The 15173-nt window shown below is 56.6% G+C and carries 13 protein-coding genes; 7 read left to right on the forward strand and 6 right to left on the reverse strand.

The window, feature by feature from the left end:
* Positions 1–168: 168 nt before the first annotated feature.
* The 4 genes from TG4357_RS01240 to TG4357_RS19625 form a co-directional block, all read right to left on the reverse strand.
* Entirely contained in the window at positions 169–1476 is a 1308-nt protein-coding gene (locus tag TG4357_RS01240; RefSeq protein WP_058261048.1) for an HlyC/CorC family transporter, read from the reverse strand.
* A 93-nt stretch (positions 1477–1569) separates the two neighbouring features.
* A complete protein-coding gene (locus TG4357_RS01245) occupies positions 1570–2496 on the reverse strand; it encodes a site-specific tyrosine recombinase XerD (protein ID WP_058261049.1) in 927 nt (308 codons plus the stop codon).
* A gap of 3 nt (positions 2497–2499) precedes the next feature.
* Entirely contained in the window at positions 2500–4011 is a 1512-nt protein-coding gene (locus TG4357_RS01250; RefSeq protein WP_058261050.1) for a hypothetical protein, read from the reverse strand.
* Positions 4001–4150: a hypothetical protein gene (locus tag TG4357_RS19625; protein ID WP_168370960.1), complete on the reverse strand. Its 150-nt coding sequence runs from the start codon at positions 4148–4150 to the stop codon at positions 4001–4003. Before TG4357_RS19625 ends, TG4357_RS01250 begins: the two co-directional genes overlap by 11 nt.
* Positions 4151–4269: 119 nt before the next feature.
* Between TG4357_RS19625 and TG4357_RS01255 the strand changes: the two genes are divergently transcribed.
* The 3 genes from TG4357_RS01255 (at position 4270) to TG4357_RS01265 (ending at position 7635) form a co-directional block, all read left to right on the forward strand.
* The gene (locus tag TG4357_RS01255; protein WP_058261051.1) at positions 4270–4815 is read left to right on the forward strand and encodes a shikimate kinase; all 546 of its coding nucleotides are present in this window, start codon (positions 4270–4272) and stop codon (positions 4813–4815) included.
* Positions 4815–5927 carry a 3-dehydroquinate synthase gene (gene aroB / locus TG4357_RS01260; protein WP_058261052.1) on the forward strand — a complete coding sequence of 371 codons (1113 nt, stop codon included), beginning with the start codon at positions 4815–4817 and terminating at the stop codon, positions 5925–5927. Before TG4357_RS01255 ends, aroB begins: the two co-directional genes overlap by 1 nt.
* A gap of 61 nt (positions 5928–5988) precedes the next feature.
* Complete coding sequence (locus TG4357_RS01265) at positions 5989–7635, forward strand: U32 family peptidase (RefSeq protein ID WP_058261154.1); 1647 nt, start codon at positions 5989–5991, stop codon at positions 7633–7635.
* Between the two features lie 104 nt (positions 7636–7739).
* On the opposite strand, the gene tyrS is transcribed toward TG4357_RS01265, so the two are convergent.
* Entirely contained in the window at positions 7740–8993 is a 1254-nt protein-coding gene (gene tyrS / locus TG4357_RS01270; RefSeq protein ID WP_058261053.1) for a tyrosine--tRNA ligase, read from the reverse strand.
* A 95-nt stretch (positions 8994–9088) separates the two neighbouring features.
* Between tyrS and TG4357_RS01275 the strand changes: the two genes are divergently transcribed.
* Positions 9089–10189 carry an anhydro-N-acetylmuramic acid kinase gene (locus TG4357_RS01275; RefSeq protein ID WP_058261054.1) on the forward strand — a complete coding sequence of 367 codons (1101 nt, stop codon included), beginning with the start codon at positions 9089–9091 and terminating at the stop codon, positions 10187–10189.
* Between the two features lie 104 nt (positions 10190–10293).
* Here TG4357_RS01275 and TG4357_RS01280 read toward each other — a convergent pair whose 3' ends face one another.
* The gene (locus TG4357_RS01280) at positions 10294–11247 is read right to left on the reverse strand and encodes a radical SAM protein (RefSeq protein ID WP_058261055.1); all 954 of its coding nucleotides are present in this window, start codon (positions 11245–11247) and stop codon (positions 10294–10296) included.
* A 197-nt stretch (positions 11248–11444) separates the two neighbouring features.
* Between TG4357_RS01280 and zwf the strand changes: the two genes are divergently transcribed.
* From zwf to pgi, 3 genes are read left to right on the forward strand one after another with little or no spacing between them, the layout of a single operon-like run.
* Positions 11445–12899 (forward strand): glucose-6-phosphate dehydrogenase, encoded by a 1455-nt coding sequence (zwf, locus tag TG4357_RS01285; RefSeq protein ID WP_058261056.1) that lies wholly within the window; start codon positions 11445–11447, stop codon positions 12897–12899.
* Entirely contained in the window at positions 12896–13567 is a 672-nt protein-coding gene (gene pgl / locus TG4357_RS01290; RefSeq protein ID WP_058261057.1) for a 6-phosphogluconolactonase, read from the forward strand. Before zwf ends, pgl begins: the two co-directional genes overlap by 4 nt.
* Positions 13567–15168, forward strand: a complete 1602-nt coding sequence (gene pgi / locus TG4357_RS01295) for a glucose-6-phosphate isomerase (RefSeq protein WP_058261058.1) — start codon at positions 13567–13569, stop codon at positions 15166–15168. Before pgl ends, pgi begins: the two co-directional genes overlap by 1 nt.
* Positions 15169–15173 lie beyond the last annotated feature (5 nt).

The following is a 15173-nucleotide window of genomic DNA, read 5'->3' on the forward strand; positions in this document are numbered from 1 at the left end:
AAATTACAGCGCGCCCAAGATCACGCGCCGATCTATAGCGCCAGTTGCTGCAAAACCTGTCGCAAGGGCAAAGCCTGTGGCAATAGCTGCATTTCTAAATCCAAATCCTGCCACAAAGGTGGCGGATGCGCCTGTGATGGATAGATCGGGTCGGGACCAGCCGAAGACTTAAAGCGGCCTGATTTTCAGTTTGGTGATCCGGTTTTCCTTGCGGTTAACCACTTCGAACCGAAACCCGTGGAAGGAAAACACCTGACCAACAGTCGGGATCATTTGCGCTTCGTGGATCACCAATCCGGCAACGGTGTTGGCTTCTTCATCCGGCAGATGCCAATCCTTGGCGCGGTTGATGTCACGAATCGTCATCGCGCCGTCGATCAGGAATTGCCCGTCCTTGGTTTTCTGGATCAAAAGCTCGGCTTCAGGATCGAATTCATCCGTGATTTCCCCAACGATTTCTTCCAGAATATCTTCGAGCGTGATCAACCCTTCAAGCGAACCATATTCATCCACCACCAGCGCGAAATGAGTTCGTCGACGCAGGAATTGCCGCATCTGGTCGTCCAAGGTTGTGGTGTCAGGGACAAAATAGGGTGGCATGGCAACGTCGAGAATATTGAATTCCCGCAAACCTTTGGGCGATGCATCAGGGCCGAACATCAATTTGTGCATGCCGCGCAGCAAATCCTTGGCATGTACCACGCCGACGATATTGTCCGGGTCGTTGCGATAAACCGGCAGCCGCGTGTGGTTGCTTTCCAGACATTGGGACAAGATCGTTTCGGCGTCGCTATCGGCATTGATCATTTCGATCTGACTACGATGCAACATGATTTCTTCGACTGCGCGGTCGCCCAGATCAAGCGCCCCGAGAATACGATCGCGGTCTTCTTTTTCCACCACGCCTTCGGAATGGCCCAGTTGTAGCGCACCGGCAATTTCTTCCCTCACCGCCAAAATCTGACTGTCGGGATCGGTACGAACCCCAAAAACACGCAAGATGGCCCGGACCAACCAACGCACAGCCGATACCAACGGAGCAAAGACCGTGATCACCACCTGAATCGTCGAAGCCACTCTTGCAGCTGCGGTTTCAGCATTTGTGATCGCATAAGTCTTGGGCAGGACTTCGGCAAAGATCAGCACCAGAAGCGTCATCACCAGCGTAGCCAGCGCGACACCGCCATCGCCAAAGACCCGGGTGAACAGTGCCGTCGCAAGCGATGTTGCCAAAATATTGACCAAGTTATTGCCCAGCAAAACCGACCCGATCAGCCGCTCGTTGTCTTCGGTGATCTTCAACGCCTGCGCCGCACCGCGCGATCCCTTGTCGGCATTGTTGCGCAATTTCCCGCGCGACGCAGCGGTCAGCGCGGTTTCAGAGCCAGAAAAAAAGCCCGACAAGACAAGCAGAAACAGGATCGCCAAAGCGGTAATCCAAAAGGCACTGTCCAAAGTGATGGCGGTGGTTTCCATATTGAGCGTATTCCCTTGTATGAAAAGGGTTATGGGCATCAAATCGGTTCGATTCAAGATGGTTGTGGTTCACACCTGCCCAAAGAGCAGGGCTTATTCCTTGCGTGCCAAAGGATGATGGTCCAGCACCAGCTCTCTGAGCCGTTCATCCAGCACATGGGTGTAGATTTCGGTCGTGGCCACGTCCGAATGCCCCAGCAGCGTCTGGATCGCGCGCAGATCGGCGCCATTGGCCAAAAGATGGGTGGCAAAAGCATGACGTAGCGTGTGTGGCGTCACCGTCGCCGGGGAAACCCCCGCCGCAACCGCCAGATCCTTGATGATCTGGAAAAACCGGTGTCGGGTCAGATGCCCCGATTTCCCCCGGCCGGGAAACAGAAACCGCGACGCTGGCGATCCCTCTTCACGTGCGCACTCTTCCGTTTTGTCGCGCGATATCAACCATTCTGAAAGCGCAGTGCGGGCCGGGGGCGACAGCGGCACCATACGTTCCTTGCCGCCTTTGCCCAAAATCAAAAGCAGTCTTGGATCGCCCCGTGCCGCGGCCACCGGAAGCGACACCAGTTCGCTGACCCGCATGCCGGTCGCATAGAGAATCTCCATTAGGCAGGTGTTGCGCAGTTGCTCCGTTTCACGCCCGGTCGAACGGGCAGCGGCAAGAAGTCGGTCAACTTCGGTTTCGCTCAATGTCTTGGGCAATGTCTTTGCCCGTCCGGGTCCGCGGATCTGTATCGCCGGATTGTCCGACCGCAGCCCTTCTTCGAAGGCAAAGCGGAATAGCTGTTTTATGGTCGATAATCGCCGGGCGCGAGTCGACCGTGCCAACCCTTGTGCTTCGCAATCGATCAGATAGGTTTCGATCTGATCCCGGCTGACCTGATTGAAATCCGATTGCTGCGCAGTCAACCAGTCAGTGAAATCCTTCAGGTCACGGCCATAAGCCAATCGGGTATTCTCAGCCGCACCCAATTCGGCAGCCTGTGCATCGAGAAACGCGGATATCCAATGCAAATCCGACATCGCCTATAACCTTCGTTCCAACAGCAATATCTGCAACGCCGCCTGTCGCGCGGCGTCTTCCAGTCCCACGGCACGGAACGTCGCCAAGGCAGTTGCCAATTCATTCACTTCGCCACGTGTGGCACGTTCATAAAGCAGCATGGCGCGCAGGATCACTTCGCCCAACCGCCCCGCTTCCATATCGGCGCGGAAAAGATCAGGCATGGCGGTGGTTTCAAAGCCTCGCAGAACGGCGTGTTCAAGTTCGGTTTTGGCGCCCGCCTGTTGCGGGTACCCTTGGGCCAGGGCGGAGAGAAACGCCATCGATTTGAAGTCGGCACCAAATTTCTGTGCTGCGGTTTCATATTGCGGTGACAACAGCGCCACCCGATAGGCCGCTTCGGCCGTTTCACCGCGCAAAGGCAGTTCAAGCAGTTTGGCCGCAAACAGTTTTGCGAACGGCACTTCCAGCCGCGCCACTTTCATCGCGGTGAAGGCCTTGGGCAGGGTTACGGCCACCGCTTGCGCATCGCGGGCCCGCAGCGCGATGTCGAAACGCTGAACCGCATCGACCCGGTCCCAGATACCACCCGATGCCGCAGGCAACCGTTCGGTATAGATCCCCAAAAGCCGGTTTTCCGCCAAGGCCCCGGTCTGAGCTAAGCGCTCGGCAGCGGCGATCTGGGCCTTCCAGCCCATCGTGCCGCGCAGGTCGGAAACAGAAAAAGCGCGCGGCAACGGCGTGGTTGGCATTGGCTCGCCAATCGCTTCGCGCAGTCGGAACACCAACGGCGACGGCCGGACCGGCGGATGCGGTAAGGGCTCACCTTCGAACAATTCCGGATCAAGGAAGCGATGCAGTAGCACTTCTTCCTGACTGCTTAGGAAACCAAGCACCCGGGCGGTGTCCATCGTCAGCGCCGCCGTCGACCAATCCCCGCTGCGGGCGGTACAGAACACCTGCGCAGCATAGGACGGTGCCAGATGCGGTTGAGCCACCAGCTTGGCACAGGCCAGATCTTCGTCTCCGGTTAGAAGCGTGGCATCGAACCAACGCGCAAACAGCGCGGCATTGCCGGTGCCGGTCCGGTCCAGCAGCGCTTGCACCGGTTCCACCGCGCCCAGTTGCATCAGGCCATCCAGTCGGGCCTGAAGAAAAAGGTTTTCGCGCCCTGAACCTTCAGGCGCTTCGGCCTCAGCCAGAAGTAGGGTATAGAACAATGCCTGCATCGCCGGCAGCGAAGACAGGTTTTGTGCCGAAATCAAATCGGCGAGGTCCGCAGACTGGCTATAGCGCCAGAGATCAGGCGGCAACCCGGTCATCTGCGGTGGCAATAGACCGACCGCGTCAGCCTGCACTTCGCCCAAAAGAGACGTGTCGATCATCGGCGTCGAAGCCGTATCGGTGACAGGGGGTTCGTCAGGTCGAATCAACGGTTCACGGGCCGGATCATTCAGCCAGTCAATCGCAGAAAGCGGCGCCTGAGCTAGCGCCATAGATGGGCAAAGCAGAAAAACCGCCAGCCTAGCCCGCATCCAGCACCACCTTCAGATGAATTTCCTGCTGCGGGGCGGAAAAATCAACACCAAGCCAAGGACCGATATAGGCGTAGGCTACGAGTGCGATAAATCCAAGAACTGTCAAAGTAAAAAGCCATTTTAAGATGCGCCCCATTGTCCTGCTGCCCGTTCGTTAGTGATTTTCCCTAACTTATAACTGGCCTTTTCAACAAGATCACGTCATTCAGTCGTGAAATTGAAAAATTGGCAATCTATGGCCGAGATCGAAGAAACATGGGCTGGGACCTAAAAAAAACCGTTGTGCTGGTGGGCATGATGGGAGCCGGAAAAACAGCTGTCGGCAAAGCTTTGGCGGCCAAGATTGGCGTGCCGTTTATTGATTCGGATGCTGAAATCGAAACGGCTGCCAATATGACCATTGCTGAAATCTTTGCGCGCGACGGCGAAGCCTTTTTTCGGGCAAAGGAAAGTCAGGTCATCGAAAGGTTGCTGACAAATGAACGCTGCATCCTTTCGACCGGCGGCGGTGCCTTTCTGGCTTCCAATAACCGCGACCTGATTTCCCAAAGGGGGGTGTCGGTTTGGCTTGATGCCGGTTTGAACCTGCTATGGCAGCGGGTCAGGCACAAAAACACGCGTCCCTTACTGCGAACCCCCGATCCCTTTGCGACTCTGTCGGAGCTTTATGAAAAGCGCACCCCGATTTATGCGCAGGCCGACTTGAGGATCGAAGTTAATCCCGAATATTCCATAGATGAAACGTGCGACCGCGTGATTGCCGCGCTCGAAACACGTCCCGATGTAGTGGAGAAACACTGATGCAGGAAACTGTCCATGTCGGTTTGGGCGAACGCGCCTATGACATCCATATCGGTCCGGGGCTGTTGGCCCGATCCGGGGACTTGATTGCGCCGCTGCTGAAACGCAAAAGGGTGGCGGTTGTCAGCGATGAAAATGTCGCGGCTTTGCATCTTGAAAGCCTGACAAGTGGATTGCAAGCTGCTGGAATTGAGGTGGTTTCAATGGCGCTTCCTGCCGGGGAAGCGACCAAAAGTTGGCCACATTTCACAAACACCGTCGAATGGCTTCTGGATCAGAAGGTTGAACGCAACGATGTGGTTGTGGCCTTCGGTGGCGGCGTGATTGGCGATCTGGTCGGATTTGCTGCGGCTGTCCTGCGCCGAGGCGTGCGATTCATACAGATCCCAACCAGCCTGTTGGCGCAGGTGGACAGTTCTGTTGGCGGCAAGACCGGTATCAACGCACCGCAGGGTAAGAACCTGATCGGGGCGTTTCATCAGCCTTCTCTGGTATTGGCCGATACCGAGGTGCTGGGCACCCTCACAGAACGTGATTTCCTGGCCGGATATGGCGAAGTCGTCAAATACGGATTGCTGGGGGATTTCCAATTTTTTGAATGGCTTGAGGCGAATGCTTCACGCGCAGCTTCGGGTGATATGGACGCGCGGATTTACGCGGTCAAACGTTCGGTTGAAATGAAGGCCGCGATTGTTGTGCGCGACGAAACCGAACAAGGCGACCGCGCGCTTTTGAACCTTGGTCACACTTTCTGCCATGCGCTGGAAGCTGCAACCGGCTTTTCGGATCGGTTGCTGCATGGTGAAGGGGTCGCCATTGGTTGCGCCCTTGCTTTCGAACTCAGCGCCCGTATGGGCTTGTGCAGTCAGGAAGATCCCAGCCGCATCCGCGCCCATCTGCGGCAGATGGGCACCAAGGTTGATTTGGCCGATATTCCAGGTGATTTACCAAACGCCGATGGGTTGCTGGACTTGATGGCACAAGACAAGAAGGTGGTGGATGGCAAACTGCGCTTCATCTTGGCGCGCGGTATCGGGCAATCATTTGTCACTTCGGATGTGGATGGCGAATTGGTGCGCAGGGTGTTGAGCGACGCTCTGGATGCGCGGTAACGTCCTATTTTCCTGAAAGCGGAAAACAGGCAGAAGACCCAATCTGAAAAGGATGGGTGTGATGAAACGTTCCGAATTGCTGATGCCAGCGGGCAATTTGCGCAAGCTCAAGATGGCGGTGCTGTATGGTGCCGATGCAGTTTACCTTGGCACGCCCGATATGAGCCTGCGCACCAAATCGGAATTTTCGCTGGACGAGGTGATCGAAGGGGTTCAATTTTGCCATGCGCAGGGCAAACGTGCCTATCTGACTCTGAACCTGTTTTCGCATAATAAAGACATTCCGAAGCTTGAAGAATACATTGAAACCATTAGGAAAGTTCGCCCCGACGGGTTGATCATCGCCGATCCGGGTGTGTTCCAGTATGTGCGTGAACGAGCGCCTGAAATTCCTCTGCATATTTCGACTCAGGCCAATGTTTGTTCCTGGTTGTCGGTCAAGTTCTGGCAGGATCAGGGCGCGTCTCTGGTGGTGCTGGCGCGCGAAGTATCTTACCCCGAACTGGCCGAAATCCGCGAACAATGCCCCGATGTGAAGCTCGAAGCCTTTATCCATGGTGCCATGTGCATGACCTATTCGGGCCGCTGCCTGCTTTCGAATTTCATGGCGGAAAGGGGAGCGAACCAGGGCAATTGTGCCAATTCCTGCCGGTGGAATTACAATGTGCGAATGCGGCTGAAGGACGGCACGGTCGAGGACCTAAACATCACGCCGGAAAACGCTGATATGTTTGAATTTTTACTGGAAGAGGGATGCCGTCCGGGCGACTTGATGCCGATCGAGGAAGACGGGCGCGGGTCCTATATCATGAATTCGCGCGACCTGTGCCTGCTGCCCAAGCTGGACGATTACCTGAAGATCGGCGTCGACAGTTTGAAGGTCGAAGGGCGCGGCAAGTCGGAATATTACTGCGCCATCGTCGCGCGCGCCTACCGGATGGCGATCGACGCTTGGTACGAGAACCCTGATGACTGGAGCCCGCGCCCCTTTATGGATGAATTAGAAACGGTATCTAATCGTGGATATACATTGGCTTTTCACGAAGGGCGGCTGACCCATCACGCGCATGGCTATGAACACACCGCCTCGATTTCGCAATGGGAATTCGCCGGTGTGGTGGTCGACGTGACCTCGGACGCCTTTCTGGTCGAGGTGAAAAACAAGCTCGAAGCGGGAGAGGTTCTGGATTTCATTTCACCCGTTGCAAAGGAAACGGTGCTGCTGCGGCTGTATGAGTTTGAGGTGGCTGAAACCGGCGCATGTAAAGAGGTTGTTCATGGGTCGACCAAAACGGTGATCCGGGTGCCTTTCGCGCTGTTTGATCATGAAGACCCGGAATGGCTCGGGGCGCATTTCCCCGCCTTCACCGTGCTGCGCAAGGAACGTGCGCTGACGCCGGACCAATGGGCACGGATCAAGCTCGACAAAACGGTGCAGGGAATTGAAGCCAGTGGCAAGGATCGGCCGACGGCCTATGCCCGTCAGCGCGATGCATTGGTCGACGCTATCGGGACCGGCGCTCAGGACCGGCGGCACAAAACCAACCGCGTCGGCAGCGAAGGCTGCTGCGGCCGGGGCTGCAATGGCTGCATGATGTTCTGGCAAGATCCGATCTATGACAAAGCCCGCGAAGAATTGCTCAAACGCAAACAGGGTGAACAGTTGAGCCGGGAAGAAGCGAAGGCGCTGAAATTGCCCGCGGAGTAGGGCGCGGCAGGGAGTAACCTCAGCCTAAATCTATATAAAAGAAAAACGCCCGGCCAGATGACCGGACGATTCCTACTTTCGTAGAGTAGGTTTCAGCCCGCCATTCACTCTGCCAACTTGATCAGCGCGTGGCGCTTCTTGCCCGCGCTCAACTTGATCGGCGCGGTTAGCGCCGCCGCATCGATCATCAGCCCCGCATCGGTCAGCGCTTCATCATTGATCCGCGCACCGTTTTCAGAGATCAGCCGCTTGGCATCTTTGCCCGATTTCGCCAGCCCTGATTTCACGATCAATTGCACAATGGAAACCCCATCACCCAAATCGGCAACGCTGATTTCAAGCGTCGGCAAATCGTCCCCGACACCGCCCTTTTCAAATACTTCGCGCGCAGTGGCCTCGGCCGCTTTCGCAGCCTCAGCGCCGTGGCAAAGCGTGGTGACCTCGTTGGCCAGAACGATCTTGGCGTCGTTGATGTCGGAGCCTTGCAGTGCCCCCAGACGGTCGCATTCCTCGACTGGCAATTCGGTGTAAAGTTTAAGGAATCGGCCGACATCTGCGTCGGTGGTATTGCGCCAGAACTGCCAGAATTCATAGGGCGACCGCATGTCGGCATTTAGCCACACCGCGCCATCGGCCGATTTGCCCATCTTCTTGCCGTCCGAGGTGGTCAACAACGGCGACGTCAGACCATAGATTTCGTGATCCAGCACCCGGCGGGTCAGGTCGATGCCGTTGACGATATTGCCCCACTGGTCCGATCCCCCCATCTGCAGCAAACAACCATAGCGGCGGTTCAGTTCCAGGAAATCATAGGCCTGCAGGATCATGTAGTTGAATTCTAAGAAGCTCAGCGACTGTTCCCGGTCCAGACGCGATTTGACGCTTTCGAAGGCCAGCATCCGGTTGACGCTGAAATGCCGCCCGATATCACGCAGGAAATCGAGGTAATTCAATTCGTCCAGCCATTCGGCATTGTTGATCATCATCGCACCGGTCGGCACGTCCGAGTAATCGAGGTACTTGGCAAAGACCTGCTTGATCCCGGCGATATTGTCGTCGATCTGATCAGGGGTCAGCAAGGGGCGCTCATCGGCACGAAAAGACGGATCGCCCACTTTGGTGGTGCCGCCGCCCATCAGGGTGATCGGTTTGTGCCCGGTTTTCTGCAACCAGCGCAGCATCATGATCTGGATCAACGATCCGACATGCAGCGATTTGGCCGTGGCATCAAAACCGATATAGGCCGGGACCACCCCGTTGCTCAACGCCTCGTCAAGGCCTTGATAATCGGTGCAATCGGCGACAAAGCCGCGCTCCATCATGACATGCATGAAGTCCGATTTTGGGTGGTAGGTCATCTCTTTTGTCCCTTACAGCGTTGCGCGGCACTGTATAGAGTGCATTGCAAAAAGGGGAAACCGCTTTTCGCGGTGGAAATCGCCAAGTGATGAGGATGATGGGTATCAAAGACGATCAACCGCTATGGGCCTTGGGCACGATGTCTGGCACGTCGCTGGATGGTGTCGATGCGGCGATGGTGCTGACCGATGGGCACCAGATCGTGGAATTCGGCCAAACCGCCTATCGCGCATATTCCAACGCCGAACAGGCATTACTGCGGACAGGCTTGGGGAAATGGCCAGAAGATGACGTTGCGGCGGTCGCCTGTCTGGTCGAAGACGCCCATATTGATCTGCTGCGACCTTTCACCGGGGCACAGATCATCGGCTTTCACGGTCAGACCCTGGCGCATGACCCGAAGGGCAGGGGCACCCATCAGGCCGGAGACGGTGCACGACTGGCCGAGGCACTCAACCTGCCGGTGGCCTGGGATTTCCGCAGCGCAGATGTGCGGCTGGGTGGAGAAGGGGCGCCCTTGGCACCGTTCTTCCATTTCGCCTGTGCAAAATGGATCGGGGCGACAGAACCGCTTTGTTTTCTCAATCTGGGCGGAGTCGGCAATCTGACCTGGGTGGATCCGCGCAAGGCAAAGGCAGAGGACGAAGGTGCCTTGTTGGCCTTCGACACCGGTCCGGCTAATGCGCCGCTGAACGATCTGATGATGGCGCGCCGCGCGCTGGCCTATGATCAAGACGGTGCACTGGCAGCAAAAGGCGAAGTGGTCGCAGGCGCATTAGAACTGTTCCTGGACGATGCCTATTTCCTGAAAATCCCACCCAAATCACTGGATCGCGATGCGTTTTCCGACATGCTTGATCTGGTGCGGGAACTGGACGATGCCGATGCAGCCGCCACGATGACCGGCATGGCTGCGGCAGCGGTGATGCAGGCCATGGTACATTGTCCCGCCCCCCCTGCCAAAATCCTGGTCACCGGCGGTGGCCGCCACAATCCTGTGATGATGGGCATGCTGCGCGCCGGGCTCGATTGCGTTGTGGAACCGGTCGAATCCGTCGGTCTTGATGGTGACATGCTGGAAGCGCAAGCCTTTGCCTATCTCGCCGTACGGGTGGCCCGTGGTCTGCCCACCTCCGGTCCCGGCACTACCGGGGTGCGTGCGCTTGTCGGCGGTGGTACGCTCAGCGGTCCCTGATCTTCTTCTGTTTAAAAAAATCCCGGGGGTGAATTCGGTAAAATCCGCAGGATTTTTATCGAAGAGGGGGCAGCGCCCCCTTCACCCGCTCCCCGCAGGGGAAATCAGGCCGAACAGCTCGCCCCGCCCAACACGCAGAATTTGGCGCAATGCGGATGGTTCAGCGCGACGTCGCGCTCGGCTTCGGCTAATGTTGTCCCCAGTTCGAACTGAGGATCATACGCCAGCAAGGTACAGGCCAGAACCGCGGGCTTTTCGGCGCCTTTGCGCTTCACCACCATGCGCGAAGACGAACACATCACCGCCTCTGGTGATGTATCCAAAATACCCCAGCATGCGGTTGTGATTTCGGGAACCTCGGCGCTCGCATCCATTTCCGGAAATAAGACACATTGCCCGGGATGCGTGGCATCAATCGGATAGGACCGTTCGGCAAACAGCCGCCGGTAGCCGTCCCGTGCGGCTGCATCGCTTTCATGCCATAAGGCCCGACCGGCCACCGCCATCGGAATGCCTGCATCGCGCAAGAAATCCATCCCTTTCAGAGACTTGTCGAAACTTCCTGCACCACGTTCTTGGTCGTGGCGATCTCGATCCCAATGATCCAGAGACACCCGCAAAGTCATCCGACCAGGAAAGGCTACATTCAATTCCTGTAATCCACGCCGCATGGCTGGTCGCATCATCGGCAACATCGCATTGGTCAGAACCAAAACGTCATAGCCGCGTTGCAATGCCGCGCGCAGCATCTCGATCATATCAGGGTTCAGAAACGGTTCCCCGCCAGTAAAACCGATTTCCCGCACATTCCAACCGCGATCTTCCAACTGATCAAGGTAATCTTCCACCTCAGCCGTGCTGATATAGACAAGCGAATCATTGCTGGGAGAACTTTCAATATAGCAATTCACGCAGGCGATGTTGCACAGCGTTCCGGTATTGAACCAAAGGGTTTCCGGCCGGCTGAGCGCGACAGTCGCGCGCACCTGTCCATCTGCTGTCACGGCGGGGTCGGAGAATTTACCGATATTGGCGGTGATCTTGCTGGAATCTTTCATTTGAACCTTACGTCTTGTACCTAGCCGGTAAACTAACGCCACCGGTCAGCCGTTGATACCTCGAGTTTTGCAGCTGACACCATTGTGAATGACATATTGGATGCTAGACTGCGGTGGAACATTCGGTTAGTACGGGCATGATAGCGCTAACAGCAGCCTGAATATCCCAGCTTTCGGGCAAAATTGAGGTTGAACCTATGGCATCGCGAGTCATTCCTGTAGACCCTTTCGATCTGGTTGTCTTTGGCGGCACCGGCGATCTGGCGCGGCGGAAAATATTGCCGGCCCTGTTCCGTCGTTTTTGCGCAGGTCAAACCCCCCAAGAGGCAAGGGTGATCGGGGCTGCACGATCTGATATGGATGATGATCAGTATCGCCACTTCGTGGCCGAAGCGATCGCCGAATTCAACGACCATTTTCACCATGAAGAAGACGATTTGCAGGACTTTCTATCGTCACTGTCCTACGTCAAGATCGATGCGCTTGGTGACGAAGGTTGGTCAGAACTGGCCACCAAAATGCATCCCGGACGGGTGCGCGCGTTCTATTTTTCGGTCGGCCCCAGCCTGTTCGGTCCTTTGGCCGAACGGTTGCACAGTCACGGCATGGCCGATCAGGACACCCGGATCGTGGTTGAAAAACCCTTTGGCCGCGATCTGGAAACCGCTCGGGCGCTGAACCGGTCGCTGGCGGATCATTTCAGCGAAGATCAGATTTACCGGATCGATCACTATCTGGGTAAGGAAACGGTACAAAACCTGATGGCGATCCGGTTCGGCAACATGCTGTTTGAACCCTTGTGGAACAGCCAATATGTCGATCACATCCAGATCACCGTTGCCGAAACCGTAGGCGTTCAGGGACGGGGTGAATATTACGACAGATCGGGCGCGATGCGCGATATGGTGCAGAACCACCTGATGCAATTGCTGTGCCTGATCGCGATGGAGCCTCCGTCGAAATTCGAACCCGATTCGGTGCGGGATGAAAAGCTCAAGGTGATCCGTGCGCTGGATCCGGTCGAACCGGAAGATATCGTGCGTGGTCAATATCTGGCCAAGGATGACCGTGCCGGATATCTGGAAGATGTCGGTGATCCGCATTCCACCACCGAAAGCTTCATTGCGATGAAACTCCATCTTAGCAATTGGCGTTGGGCCGCCACACCTTTCTATCTGCGCACGGGCAAACGGATGCGGGCGCGGTCCAGCGAAATCGCGGTGGTTTTCAAGGAAACGCCGCATTCGATCTTTGATGACGAAGCCGGGCGCCATCGCAATATCCTTAACATCCGGCTTCAGCCAAACGAAGGTATCGATCTGGATGTGACCATCAAGGAACCGGGGCCGGGTGGTATGCGGTTGGTCGATGTGCCACTGGACATGACCTTTACCGAAGCGCTTGGGCCGGAAGCCGAAAATGTATCGGATGCCTATGAACGACTGATCATGGACGTGATCCGCGGCAACCAGACCTTGTTCATGCGCGGCGACGAAGTCGAAGCTGCCTGGGCTTGGACCGATCCGATCATTGCGGATTGGGAAACGCGTGGTTCCAAGCCCGTCCCCTATGAATCAGGCAGTTCCGGCCCGGAAGAATCCTTGATGCTGATGCATCATGATGGCCGCCGCTGGCGCGAGGTCAGGTCATGAATCTGATCGAATATGCCGACCGCGATATGATGGCGATCGATCTGGCCAACCGGTTGGCAGGTGAATTGACTGCGGTGTTGCAGCATCAGGACCGGGCCACACTGGTGGTGCCCGGCGGCACCACACCGGGAGCCATTTTCGACAATTTATGTGATGTGGACCTCGACTGGGACAGAATCGATGTGGTCCTCAGCGACGAACGTTGGCTGCCGCAGAACCATCCGCGATCAAATACCAGACTGATCAAAAAGCGACTGCTGACCGGGCAGGCCGCAGCGGCGCGGTTGATCCCGCTATATGCGCCCATGCAGCATCCCGAAGACGCGATCCCTGTCCTAGAGGCCGAACTCAGTTCCTGTTTGCCCATTTCGGTTGCTTTGCTGGGTATGGGGGGGGACATGCACACCGCGTCGCTGTTTCCGCGTGGCGACAATCTGCGTCTGGCGCTGGATCCGCACGCGCCGTTGCTGGTCCCGATGCGGGCAGAAGGATTGGACGAACAGCGCATTACACTCAGTGCGCGGGTGTTGAGAAACGCGCTCAACCTGCATATTGTCATCACTGGCGAAGACAAGAAAGAAGCAGTGATGCGGGCCGAACATCTTTCCCCGGAAGAAGCCCCGGTGAAAGCGGTTCTGGATACCGCCACCATTCATTGGGCAAAATAATGAATTTCAAAGATTTGGCGGAATTGGCCGCTGATGCGAAGGACAGACCGATACTGTCCCTGTTCGAAACACCTGGCAGGGCGACGCAATTTTCGCGCCGCTTTGACGGGCTGTATTTTGATTTTTCCAAGACCAATATCGATGACAAGACAATGTCCGCGCTGCTAAGCTTAGCCCAAAACACCGATGTGGCGGCCAAGCGCGACGCGATGTTTTCCGGCGCACTGATCAACGAAACCGAAGGGCGCGCCGTGTTGCATTCCGCGCTACGCGCGCCCGACAGCGTCGAAATCAGGGTGGATGGTGAAGATGTCATGCCCGGTGTCGTGGCCACCCGTAACCGCATGGCGGATTTTACCAAAGATGTCCGTTCGGGTACATTTACCGGGCAGGGTGGTCGCATCACTGATGTGGTCAATATCGGTATCGGGGGGTCTGATCTGGGCCCGGTCATGGGCGTCAAGGCGCTGTCGTCATATCATGACGGGCCAAAAATCCATTTCGTATCAAATGTCGATGGCGCGCATATTGCTGATACTTTGGCCGATCTGAACCCGGAAACAACTCTGGTGATCGTGGCTTCGAAGACCTTTAACACCATCGAAACAATGACCAATGCGACGACGGCGCGGGATTGGATGGCCAAGGCCGTGTCCACCCCGGGAGACCAATTCGCGGCCCTGTCGACAGCAGACGACAAGACCGCAGAATTCGGCATTGCCCCCGAACGTGTCTTTGGATTCGAAGACTGGGTCGGGGGACGCTATTCGATGTGGGGCCCGATCGGGCTAAGCCTGATGATCGCCATCGGACCGGACCGTTTCATGGAATTTCTGCACGGCGGCGCAGCGATGGATGCGCATTTCCGGCAGGCACCTTTGGCGGATAATCTGCCGGTGCTATTGGCACTGGTCGGTATCTGGCACCATCAGGGCATGGGCTATGCGACCCGCGCGGTACTGCCCTATGAACAACGGCTGGAACGGCTGCCTGCCTATCTTCAGCAGCTTGAAATGGAAAGCAACGGCAAGCGCGTGGCGATGGATGGCAGCGATTTGCAGACCGCTTCGGGACCGGTCGTCTGGGGTGAACCGGGCACCAATGGGCAGCATGCGTTTTATCAGCTGATTCATCAGGGTACGGCAATCGTGCCGTGTGAATTCATGATCGGAGCCAAGGGGCATGAACCCGAACTGGACCATCACCACCGATTGCTGGTCGCCAATTGCCTAGCCCAATCTGAAGCGTTGTTGAAAGGTCGGTCGCTCGAGAAGGCGCGCGAACTGATGGCAGCCAAGGGGTTTAAGGACGGTGAACTGGAACGGCAGGCCCGGCATAGGGTATTCCCCGGGAATAGGCCGTCGACCACGCTGGTCTATGATCTTTTGACACCTTACCGGCTGGGCCAGATCATCGCGCTTTACGAACACCGGGTGTTTGTCGAGGGTGTCATTCTGGGCCTTAATTCATTCGACCAGTGGGGGGTAGAATTGGGCAAGGAATTGGCGATTGCGCTGCAACCCGTTCTGGACGGGAAAGCCTCTGCCGAGGGCAAGGATGGCTCGACCCGGGCATTGATCGATGTGATTCAATCCGCCTGACCGTT

It is taken from the genome of Thalassovita gelatinovora (assembly GCF_001458355.1).
In the GTDB taxonomy this organism is placed as follows: domain Bacteria; phylum Pseudomonadota; class Alphaproteobacteria; order Rhodobacterales; family Rhodobacteraceae; genus Thalassobius; species Thalassobius gelatinovorus.

Excerpts from the sequence above, each read along its gene's own strand:
- TG4357_RS01240 (WP_058261048.1), bottom strand. The coding sequence starts at position 1,476 with ATGGAAACCACCGCCATCACTTTGGACAGTGCCTTTTGGATTACCGCT.
- TG4357_RS01245 (WP_058261049.1), bottom strand. The coding sequence starts at position 2,496 with ATGTCGGATTTGCATTGGATATCCGCGTTTCTCGATGCACAGGCTGCC.
- TG4357_RS01250 (WP_058261050.1), bottom strand. The coding sequence starts at position 4,011 with ATGCGGGCTAGGCTGGCGGTTTTTCTGCTTTGCCCATCTATGGCGCTA.
- TG4357_RS19625 (WP_168370960.1), bottom strand. The coding sequence starts at position 4,150 with ATGGGGCGCATCTTAAAATGGCTTTTTACTTTGACAGTTCTTGGATTT.
- TG4357_RS01255 (WP_058261051.1), top strand. The coding sequence starts at position 4,270 with ATGGGCTGGGACCTAAAAAAAACCGTTGTGCTGGTGGGCATGATGGGA.
- aroB (WP_058261052.1), top strand. The coding sequence starts at position 4,815 with ATGCAGGAAACTGTCCATGTCGGTTTGGGCGAACGCGCCTATGACATC.
- TG4357_RS01265 (WP_058261154.1), top strand. The coding sequence starts at position 5,989 with ATGAAACGTTCCGAATTGCTGATGCCAGCGGGCAATTTGCGCAAGCTC.
- tyrS (WP_058261053.1), bottom strand. The coding sequence starts at position 8,993 with ATGACCTACCACCCAAAATCGGACTTCATGCATGTCATGATGGAGCGC.
- TG4357_RS01275 (WP_058261054.1), top strand. The coding sequence starts at position 9,089 with ATGATGGGTATCAAAGACGATCAACCGCTATGGGCCTTGGGCACGATG.
- TG4357_RS01280 (WP_058261055.1), bottom strand. The coding sequence starts at position 11,247 with ATGAAAGATTCCAGCAAGATCACCGCCAATATCGGTAAATTCTCCGAC.
- zwf (WP_058261056.1), top strand. The coding sequence starts at position 11,445 with ATGGCATCGCGAGTCATTCCTGTAGACCCTTTCGATCTGGTTGTCTTT.
- pgl (WP_058261057.1), top strand. The coding sequence starts at position 12,896 with ATGAATCTGATCGAATATGCCGACCGCGATATGATGGCGATCGATCTG.
- pgi (WP_058261058.1), top strand. The coding sequence starts at position 13,567 with ATGAATTTCAAAGATTTGGCGGAATTGGCCGCTGATGCGAAGGACAGA.